The 10,651-nt window shown below is 40.9% G+C and carries 5 protein-coding genes and 1 pseudogene; 1 reads left to right on the top strand and 5 read right to left on the bottom strand.

Annotated elements, in window-relative coordinates:
* Nucleotides 1–54 precede the first annotated feature (54 nt).
* A pseudogene (locus tag EKM80_RS13785) lies at nt 55–159 on the bottom strand (C69 family dipeptidase); the annotation flags it as partial.
* A gap of 228 nt (nt 160–387) precedes the next feature.
* Nucleotides 388–789 (bottom strand): transcriptional regulator Spx, encoded by a 402-nt coding sequence (gene spx / locus EKM80_RS13780; protein WP_125554166.1) that lies wholly within the window; start codon nt 787–789, stop codon nt 388–390.
* A 491-nt stretch (nt 790–1,280) separates the two neighbouring features.
* Here spx and EKM80_RS13775 point away from each other — a divergent pair, with 491 nt between their 5' ends.
* Nucleotides 1,281–2,387 (top strand): NADH-dependent flavin oxidoreductase, encoded by a 1,107-nt coding sequence (locus EKM80_RS13775; RefSeq protein WP_125554165.1) that lies wholly within the window; start codon nt 1,281–1,283, stop codon nt 2,385–2,387.
* A 268-nt stretch (nt 2,388–2,655) separates the two neighbouring features.
* Here EKM80_RS13775 and EKM80_RS13770 read toward each other — a convergent pair whose 3' ends face one another.
* From EKM80_RS13770 to pglX, 3 genes are all read right to left on the bottom strand, one after another.
* Nucleotides 2,656–3,984 carry an NCS2 family permease gene (locus EKM80_RS13770; protein ID WP_125554163.1) on the bottom strand — a complete coding sequence of 443 codons (1,329 nt, stop codon included), beginning with the start codon at nt 3,982–3,984 and terminating at the stop codon, nt 2,656–2,658.
* A 424-nt stretch (nt 3,985–4,408) separates the two neighbouring features.
* Complete coding sequence (gene pglZ, locus EKM80_RS13765; protein WP_125554161.1) at nt 4,409–6,931, bottom strand: BREX-1 system phosphatase PglZ type A; 2,523 nt, start codon at nt 6,929–6,931, stop codon at nt 4,409–4,411.
* Nucleotides 6,932–6,943: 12 nt separating this feature from the next.
* On the bottom strand, nt 6,944–10,513 hold the full coding sequence (pglX, locus tag EKM80_RS13760) for a BREX-1 system adenine-specific DNA-methyltransferase PglX (protein WP_125554159.1): 3,570 nt from the start codon (nt 10,511–10,513) through the stop codon (nt 6,944–6,946).
* Between the last annotated feature and the right edge of the window lie 138 nt (nt 10,514–10,651).

Raw genomic sequence — 10,651 nt, 5'->3', positions numbered from 1 at the left:
CAAATATAAATGAGAAGATAGCCTTTTTGAATACGGTCGATTATTTACTGCTTACACCAAACGATCTTCGTTGCGCGAAATATAAGTCGCACCGTCCAGCGATGCTTTTTTACCAACTAAAATTGACGTACATGCGGAAAGCTCAATTCTGTCTGTCATTATGCAACTCCTCACTTTTTGACTTTAGTGTTATTATACCGCGCCTAGTCCAAACCGTCGCTGTTAGATTGGTACTTTCCTGCGCAAATACATGCACCAGCACGTGTTATGTTCTGTGCGTCACTCATCCATTACAGATTCATGTATGGTTATATCTGAATATTAAACTATTTGCTCGATCAAAAAAGCCACCTTCCGTAAAATCATCACGGTAAGGTGGCTTTAAGCTTAAATGGCTAAACGAGCACGAACTTTTTCCATTTCTAGTTGACGTGTCTTGCGTGGTAAGAAACGGCGAATTTCTTCTTCGTTGTAACCGATCTGTAGTCGTTTATCATCAAACATGATCGGCCGCTTGAGTAAGTCTGGATGTTGCGCAATTAATTTGATTAATTCACTAGTTGAGATGGTGTCCAAATCGATATGCAATTTGCCGAAAATCTTCGCTCGAGTAGAGACGATATCTTCGGTACCATTCTCAGTCAGACGCAACAGGCGCTTAACTTCATCCTGGCTCAATGGTTGTGCCATGATATTACGTTCCATAAAAGGAATCTCATGGTCACGGAACCAAGCGCGGGCCTTGCGGCTGGATGCATTGCTTGATGACGTATAAAGTTGTACTGTCATTTAAAAACGCCCCTTTGTCAAAATTTTGTACGACACAAATAATTCATAACTTATTATTTGTAAGTAAAGTATACCAATTATTCGTGCTAATTACAATAGGTTGCGTAAAACTTTTTAATCTTTTATTTTAACATACGGTGCTAAAATACAATCTGAATTGGCTTATAACTTAGTGGTGTGCTGTTTTAACGCTACCCACGTTTTTTTCTGTAACCAAGCGGTGTAAACTGCGGTGGCAACTGCTAAACTGCCTAGCATTGGTAAAAATATTTTTAAATGCATGCTGCATTCCTCCTCGTGATCTTGAATAACATTTAGTCTACTGACACAACGTTAAACTAACCTTAAATTAATTTTGTACATTCTGATATATCAATATATAAGCACTCAATTATGACCATCACAATGTTTGACATCGATTTATCATCAGCGTAGATTAAAGGTATCAGCTTACTTTCCGTAAGAAAAAATTAGTGTGTGGAGGCTTTTTCATGAGTTCATTTGATCAAAAATTAACATTACCTTCTGGCGTCACTTTAAAAAATCGGCTAATGATGTCACCGATGACGACGCGCCAGAGTTTTTTTAACGGTACCATTACGCAAAATGAAATCAGCTACTACGCTGCACGAGCAAAAGGCTTAGGGGCAGTTATTACCGGCGCGGCCAATGTAGAGACTGGCGGTAAAGGCTGGCCTGGCGAATTAAGCATCGCTGATGACGAAATGCTGCCTGAATTGACGCAACTAGCCAGCGCCATCAAAGTACAAGGCGCCAAAGCAATCATTCAGATTTTTCATGGTGGCCGAATGACTAACGCCGCAACTTTATCTGGTGTTCAGCCCGTTTCTGCCAGTGCAGTCGCTGCAGAACGGCCAGACGCGGAAACACCACGCGCAATGACCAGCGCTGAAATTCAAACAACAATTAAAGCCTTTGGCGCGGCAACTCGACGAGCAATTCAAGCTGGTTTCGACGGTGTTGAATTGCATGGTGCCAATACTTACTTGATCCAACAATTCTTTTCTCCGCATTCTAACCGCCGGACAGACGAATATGGTGGCGACCGTGAACAACGCTACACATTTATCGCTGAACTATTAGATTCTGTTTTCACCGCAGTCAAAGAATACGCAACGAAACCATTTATCGTTGGCTACCGCTTCTCACCCGAAGAATTTGAAACTCCGGGGATTCGTTTTGCCGACACTTTATGGTTATTGACCAAGTTACGCGAAACTAAATTAGACTATCTACATTTATCGTTAAATAGCTACGACCGCGTTGCCCGCGGCGACGATTATCAAGATAAACCTATGTTAACTTACATCCATGACGCTATCCAAGGCAAACTACCTTTGGTCGGTGTCGGTGGCGTGCGCACTCGGTCTGACGTCGCTAATGTGTTGAATGACGCTGAGTTAGTCGCCGTTGGTCAGCAATTATTGTTTGACCCAACTTGGCCATTAAAGTTAGCCTCAGACAACGATGCTGCCATGTTTAGTGGTGACTTTGCGGCCGCACTAGACTACACACCTTTTGCAACACCTTTATACGAATTTTTGGCTGAACGCTATCATTCAACCCCGAATATTTAATGCAACGCAAAAACGGCCTTACTCTGTACTAGGCCCTGTCATGTCAAGTTTGCAGATGAATTATGATATTTCATCTGTCGACCATGAAAGGGGATATAGCACTCGCAAGGCCGTTTTTATTTACCAAAATTTTGCTTTAATTACTGTAACGTCAACCTTGATCCTATTTATTACTTGTGAAAAATAATAGCGTGCAGCAAAGTTTTATTAAAAAGCTGCTGCATGCAGCCACAAAAAAAGCACGCAGAACCCTGCGCGCTTCAGTCAATTATTCAACATTTAAGATCCACATGAAGCCAAGGAATACGAAGAATAAAGCGTACATCAGCGGATGCACTTCTTTGCCACGTTTAGCAGCTAACATAGTGATTGGATAAGTAATGAAGCCTAACGCGATGCCATCAGAAATACTGTAAGTCAATGGCATGCCAATGACGATCAAGAATGACGGAATCGCAATTTCCATTTTATCCCAGGAAATGTGCCGCAGCGATTGCGCCATCAGTACACCAACAATGATCAAAGCTGGCGCCGTCACTTGATTAGTAACCACTGACAACAATGGCGAAAAGAACAGCCCGAGAATGAAGAACACCCCAGTAACTACCGCAGTTAACCCGGAGCGGCCGCCAACAGCGATTCCGGCAGAAGATTCAACATACGCCCCAACTGGTGAAGTCCCAAAAATGGAACCAGCTAACATCGCCGTTGAATCAGACATCAAAGCCTTACCAACCCGCGGCATTTTGTTATCTTTCATAAAACCAGCTTGTTGAGCCAAACCAACTAAGGTCCCTGCAGTATCAAAGAAAGTCACCAACAAGAAGGTCAGCACAACGACCCATAACTGAACCGTGTTAATATCACCAATATGCATGACACCAACACCAAACGTTGGTGCAAGACTAGGTGCACCAGCAATCCAGTGACTTGGCATCGGAATCAAACCAGTGATCAAACCTAAAATCACGGATAAAACCATCCCAATAAAGATACCACCAGGCACTTTTTTAACCATCAAAATTGCGGTCACAATCAGACCAAAAACGGTCAACCAAGTAGTCCCACTAAATGAGCCTAACCCAATCAGTGTTGATTTATTGGCGACAATCAACCCACCATTACTCAATCCAAGAAAGGCAATAAACAAACCGATCCCGCTTGAAATCGCATATTTCAAATCACTAGGGATCGCATCAATGATCATCTCACGCAGTTTAAAAACTGTGATCAACATAAAAATCAACGAAGCAACAAAAACGCCGGCCAAAGCTGTTTGCCAAGGTACTTTCATGCCGATAACTACTGAATAAGCAAAGAAAGCATTGATTCCTAAAGCTGGTGCCGTCGCAATCGGATACTTGGCCAACACACCCATCAACAAGCAGCCTAAAGCACTAGCTAAGGCCGTTGCCGTGAACACTGCCCCTTTATCCATCCCCGACGCACCAAGCACGCTAGGATTAACAAATAGGATGTAGGCCATAGAAATAAAAGTGGTGAAACCGGCCAAAATCTCCCGCCGCACCGTAGTATTTAATTCATCTAACTGAAAAAACTTCTTAATTGCTGTCACTAAGCCATCCCATCTCTCCATAGAATTTCACAACAGCTTCAATGATAGCATAGTGTTTTCTGTAAATGAATAGGCTGATGAATTTAGATCCGTATTTAGTAGCTAAATTATTTTGAATTTTTATTTCACAAAATTATAGCAATGCAAGTTACTACAAATTCAAATTTACTTTTTGCGTTGATTATCTTTTACGTACTCCATCAAACTAGCTTACAACGATACTCAGCTAAATAACTATTTTCTAAGAAAATAAAGATAACCCCAGCAGGATAAATCCCACTGGGGTTAGAGCTTAACTGGCATCCTAGTAAACTAGGATCCAATTACTATTGATTCCTTCAGTTTTCAGCTAAAAAAACTGTATTCGTGAGCGGAGCGACCGCCCTTGAATAACTATATTCTAGCAAAAATAGATTGTTTTGACAACCCTTGCAGCTGCAAATTTTCACTTAATTTCCGGTAAATCCAAATTAACTGTCTGTCGCTGTATATCCGCCGAATCAGCAGCATTAACAATCACCAATGTGCCTTGCTGATAGCGTGGCCTAATATCGTTAACAATAATTAATTTCCCAGTCAGAATCCGCTGTTGTATTGAATCATTATGGTAATCTGCAATTAAGGTTATTTGATTGGAAATGGCTTTACCCGCTTCATCCACCAAATACACTAAAATTCGTTTGCTACGCCGTAAATTGGAAACTGGTTGAATTTGAATAAACGATAAAGTTAAGGTGTAGCTTCCAATCGTGGATAACTCAGTCAGCAAAGCAACTTCGACTTGTTGTGGCGAACGTGCATTACGTTCTGTTTTAATCGTCAGTAGCGGTACCATTACTTCTTGTAAAGTTGTGCCGCCATGAACATATTTACTACCACCACCCTGAACAGCATAACGTAATAACTGGTCTGGTATATGAACAGCTAGGTTATCTGGCATCAAATTTGTTAGCGCAAACGTATGTGTATTGTCCTTAGTGGTCATATCAGTGTTGATCACGAAGCGCCGTTTGTGCACGATCCCAGCTGGCTGTTCAATTTTATCTAATTTAGTCAGTGCCTGGCGAGTATACAAGAAACCGTGATCCGCGGTGATGAAAAAGTTGGTGGCACTGACGTAACGTGCTAAAACGCCAACTAGCTCTTGCAGCTGCTGTAAAACTAGATCAACTGCTGTAAACACCTCATCTTCTGATTTAGCGTTGTCGCCACGAGCATCAATCGTATCTAAATAAATGTAATTAACGCTGGTACCTTTATATAACTGGCGTAATTCATCACGATTAGCCGCCAAAATAGACTTAGCCGTTTGTGCAGTAACTTTTACATCTGGTAGCTGCTTGGCCAAAATACGTTGCCGATTTTCAACGCCAGCGCTTAACTGTTCGTCAACTTCAATGCTACCCTTGGCGTTAAGCGTCAATTGTTTATGCGGCAACAGTGCGGCCATCCCTAGGTCAGTATACGATGGTACAGTTCCTTCTAGCGCTTCTAACTGAGTATCAAAATGCTCATTACGATTAAGTTCATCTTGTAGTTGGCTGGCAATTTCATACCTCAATGCATCAACTACGATCACAAAAACACGCCGCTTATCATTAATCAAATGATTAACTTTTTTGCTATAAAACGCTGCAGTCGGTAGCGCCTGGGTCAATGGTAATTGTGCGCCAATTAAACTATCCCAGCACTGCGCCAATGGCTGTAGGTATCCTTCAGTATAAAAGTGCTCTACTGTCTGCTGCAGCGCACGTAACGCATCATTAGGCTCACTAATTTGATCGAAGGCGCGGTAAAACTTGCGGTAAGCTTGATCAAGTTGCATCAATTGTTCCTGATATTGCTGCCATAATGCAGCTACTGTAGTTGCATCAATTGTTAAACCAGCTAAACTACGCAATAGTCGAATTGCTTGAATTAGCGCACGATAACTAGCTTGAAAATGAGCGTTCCAAAAAACTGTACGCCGCTTAATTAGCTGCAACTCATAATCATCATATAAAACACTCCCAGTAGTTAATTGCTCAGCCACCAACGTGATCAAAGCACTATCGTATGTGGCAAAAGTACTGCCTTGAGCTAAGAAATCAACCGATTTGCTCCGCGTAAAGGCATCGATCCGCAATAACTCACTCACCTGTTGCGCTACTAATTCGTACTCAGTCGTTACATCACGTGCATTTTGCCACTGATCAACAAATACAATCGCATTGTTAGCTGGTCGTAGTAACATTTTTTGCCAATTCTTCGGCACCTTATCATTAAACTCCGCCGCTGTTTTGGTGGCAAATAAAGCACAAGCAAAATCGGCTAAACTCGGTTGCTCAGCTTGATAATTAAACTCCAGATCAAGCTGTTGCCAAAACCAACTTATGCTACCAAAACGTTGCAGTTTCTGCCAAGCAGCATCCTGTTCCTGCGCCCATTCAGCCAACAAATAAACCAAGCCATTAGCAAAGCTTAAGCGTTTGCCGCCAACTAACACTAGAAAAATCCCTAAGGTTAACTTTTCCGGGCTTAATTCAGCTTCATTTTGCAAAAGCGCCAACAGACTCTTTTGTCGTTGCTTATTTTCAAAAAAGCTTTTATAAATTAATAGTGTGCCGCGATAAGCAGCCTGATCTTCAATGTGTAATTCATCTAAGACCTGACTCAAGCGATCCACATGAAACTCTGGCTGTGAGTATAAATAAATATCATGTAGCGGATCTTGCTGCGGCTCAGGCTGTGCCATTGGTAAATAAAGCAAAAAATTCTGGGTTGGTTGCTGTACCTCAATTTGATATTTGATCGCAAAATAATTATTCGGTGTCACTGTCAAAGTAACCACATTATTCAGTTGATAAGCCGCTAATTCTTGTGCATAATCCTGATTTTCATCATACCAAAAAATAATCCGCCGCTGCTGATAATCTGGTAATGGTGCATCAAAACGCTGCTGTAATAACGTTTGGATCTCATTTGCCATAGTTTCACCACCTTACATCTTTACTTTAGTTAAAACATTTAGTTGTTGTGTTTTCGTGCCATCTTCACTAGGCACCGCGATATCCTGAAATTTAGCGTAGTTGACCTTGACGCCATCATCTAGATCCAAAGCCAATTCACGATTAGCCATATATTGGACTACCGTTTCGTACTGGCGTAATTCAGTTAGCTGGCGCTGATAGTTGGCGCGCTGCTTTTCGGCTGCTGCTTTGGCTCGGGTCGAGTCGACCTCGGTATTGGTCAAAGTTAATAACTGATCGATTGTCCGCATTAATGGTAATAAATATGCTGTTCGAATCTGGGCTAACAATGCTGGCGTGTAGCGATGCAGATAAATCAGCGCCTTAAAGCCATTTTGCTTACCACTGGAAAGCTCCCAGTAAATCGGCCGCTTCTGATAAATCTTCAAGTGATCCTTGTAAAAATCCTTCAGGAAATAACGCCGTAACGCTTCCTCTGGATCTTGTGCACTATCAGGATAAAGGCTGTTGGCAATAAACGTTAAATTTGCCATTAATTGCTCAGCACCAAAGATCAGCGTCAATAATTGTTTGATTCGCGTCACAATGTCGTCTTCATAATAGCCCTTGGCAAAGCCAATCGGAATTACATTATCCGGATCCGGCTGAAAACTACGGTAGCGAGTTTCATCAAAAGTACCACCAGCATAGATCAAACCAGGTTCATCTAAACTATAACGACCAAAAATAACGCCAACTAAATACGATAGAAAGCTGCGCACATCGCGGCCTTGATCAGCCTTCCGGACGGTGACTTCTTTATCCGTTTCCTCTGGTGATAGTTCAGCTTGTAGACCATAAATATCGATGAACTGGCGATTAAGCTCCTCTTCATTAGCTTTTAACAGCGTAAACCGTTGAGCCGCTGCCGTTTGCCAACTGGTGAAGGCATCTGCTAATAAATTGCTATCGGTACGGTATTGCAGCAAGGGATGTTGCTGGAAGTCCCATGAGGTTTCGAAAGTATCCCAGTCAGATTTGGAAAGGGCGATGTTTTGTTGAACTAAACTGGCGTCAACTTTCTTGCTTTTGTACGGTTGATCCACAATCACACCGTTATAAAAATGCATCGTACTAAGTGTGAACTTTACTAAATAACCAAATACCTTTGAATTCACATAACCTAACACATTATTTAGATAGTTTGGAGTAGTAAACATGGTTGGCCCAGCATGATCGAAAATACTGCCCTTAAAAGTATAGCGCATACTTATATCTCCCGAAGTTATATCTGACCAAGTTATTCCTTCCCGAAAATAATAACTAATATTTTGTGGCCGTGACCGTTGCTTGCCCTTGGAGTCTGTAAAGTGGATAATCTCATACCCACCTTTATACCAATCAACTACATATTTCTTATTTCCATACCACTTTCGAAAATTTCCGCCTTTATTTAGTGGAAACCACCTTTTTTCACTTTTCTCAGCAGAAATATTACTAGCGCAATCAAATCCTGTATTTTCTAAATTTACTTCATGCCATAATCTTAAGAATCGATTATTATCCGCAGTTGCTAAACCTTGCCTAGGCGCTGCTATTTCCCCTAATTTAGGATTATCTCTAAATATTGCTCGCACTCGTTCACTCGCCCAATAAGCAATCGGTGCTCCTGGAATATCTTCAAACGAATGTACATCCCGCACATAGCGATAATCTACTGTTGGATCAGCTGCTGCTTCAGCGACTTTCAATGGTTGTACTGCCGCACCTTTGAATGACTCCAAGCGTAAGAAAACGCCTTGCGTATTTTCTTGTTGACGTTGCAAAACAAACGTACAGATTGGTACCGTAGCGTCCTCAAAAGCTGAATATTCCAGCTGAACTAAACTACCAATCGTCCCATTATTAATAATGAAACGGCGTAATTTTTCGTGCGACGAAATAAACATCCACGTATAAGGACTCATCAATGCCGCATAACCATTTGGCTTCGTCATTGTGAAAGTCTCTTTAATGAAAGCTGAGTAAAGATCAGATTTAACATCTTGATAGTTTTGCTGCATGAATTTCTTCAGCGTTGGATTATATTTATTATGGTATGGCGGATTGGTGACGACAACATCATAATGCTGCGTCAGCAACCACGCACACCGAAATAGTGGTAAAAGTCGCTCGCGTAGTTCAATCACTTGAGCTTGTTGATATAAGTCGGCCTGATTAAACTCCAAATTTGTAACTTTTTGGATAAAGGATTGCCAGTCAAGCGCTGCTGGTTGTAACAATGAGCCAAATTGCTTGGCATCGGTAAATTGCTGCTCCAATACCCGAATCTGTTCAACTTCTGTCGGATCAAAAACAGATTGAAGTGCTTCGACAGTCGTAGCTTGTAGAGAATCATGGAACTCAAAGATATTAAATATAACTGGTTGCTCGGCCCGTAATAAACGTGGTGTTTTAGCCAACATTTCCATTAGTAAAACAATTTGTGTGATTTGAATTGAGCGTTTATCAATATCTAAGCCAAATAAATTATTTTCAATAATCGTACGGGGGATTTCCCGTGGCAAATAGCCTTGTTGCAAGTACATATCATAGAGCATTCGAAAAGCTTCAATCAAAATATGCCCCGAACCACATGCCGGATCAATTATCTTAATATCTTCCAACTGGCTAAGATCGTTTGGCAACACTAAATCACCAGCATGGCCTAAATAATATTGCCATTGATCGACCAAATTAGTTTCATTATGTAAGCCTAAATATAAGTTGCCCAATGAGTTTTGTAACATGTATTGCACAATCCATTTGGGGGTAAATAATTGGGTCACCACTGGTAGCTCGTGCTTAGAGACACTATGATTTTTTAAGCCACCCACTTTTGATTTTTCTTCAATATTATAATATTCAAATAACCAGCCAATAATCTCCGTGTTATCCCAATCCGCATCAGGAATTTCACTTGCCAACAAATCAGCGATAATCCCTTGAGGCTGTAATAAATTTTCTGGTAATAATAATGATTCTGCACCTTGTACCGGATAAAAAACACTAGGTAACGTCTGGCTCAGCTGCTTAATCTGTTGTTTAAGTAAATACTGATATAACCGAATATCTTTTTCTGGGCGGGTCAAAGTTGAATCATCATTAATCGTAGCTAAAATTGACTGATCTAACGCTAAATCATCCATCAAGTCATAAATATTGGATAACGCATCAGGCTCATTTTTACCAGCCGTTTCTGAAGATAAAATACGCATTTTGATGGGTAAATAATCATGCAATTCCATGTAACGTAAAGCGACAATCCAATTAAACCAGGTGAAGGCTACTTCTTCAAATAATTGCGCTAAAGCTTCAGCTAAAGTCGAATCATGTTGAAATGCCTGTATTTTGGTTAAAAGATGGCGAAATTCATTTTCTTCGATTGTGTTGAGCTGAACTTTTTTATCGTCTAAAATTAATAGACTCCCTGCAGCATGATGCTCAATCGTTGGTAGTTGTTGCTCATTTAATAAATAATGATTGCGTGCATATGCTTGAATACTGCTCAATAGATGCTGCTTAGCATTCACCGCAAACTTCTTTAAAGCTGCTTTGTCCATTTTTAATTACTCCCCTAATCTCTAATTACTACCGTATAACGTAGTAAACTCATTCTCTAGTTTAGAGGAATCGACATCAAAAGTCGAGAGTGTCAAATTTTATGTGTAAATAGAAAAGCCTCTCGTCTTTTTCTTTAA

It is taken from the genome of Loigolactobacillus jiayinensis (assembly GCF_003946445.1).
In the GTDB taxonomy this organism is placed as follows: Bacteria; Bacillota; Bacilli; order Lactobacillales; family Lactobacillaceae; genus Loigolactobacillus; species Loigolactobacillus jiayinensis.
This window is presented reverse-complemented; position numbering and strand designations above follow the sequence as displayed.

Coding starts and splice junctions, on each gene's coding strand:
- spx (WP_125554166.1), bottom strand. CDS start 789: ATGACAGTACAACTTTATACGTCATCAAGCAATGCATCCAGCCGCAAG.
- EKM80_RS13775 (WP_125554165.1), top strand. CDS start 1,281: ATGAGTTCATTTGATCAAAAATTAACATTACCTTCTGGCGTCACTTTA.
- EKM80_RS13770 (WP_125554163.1), bottom strand. CDS start 3,984: ATGGAGAGATGGGATGGCTTAGTGACAGCAATTAAGAAGTTTTTTCAG.
- pglZ (WP_125554161.1), bottom strand. CDS start 6,931: ATGGCAAATGAGATCCAAACGTTATTACAGCAGCGTTTTGATGCACCA.
- pglX (WP_125554159.1), bottom strand. CDS start 10,513: ATGGACAAAGCAGCTTTAAAGAAGTTTGCGGTGAATGCTAAGCAGCAT.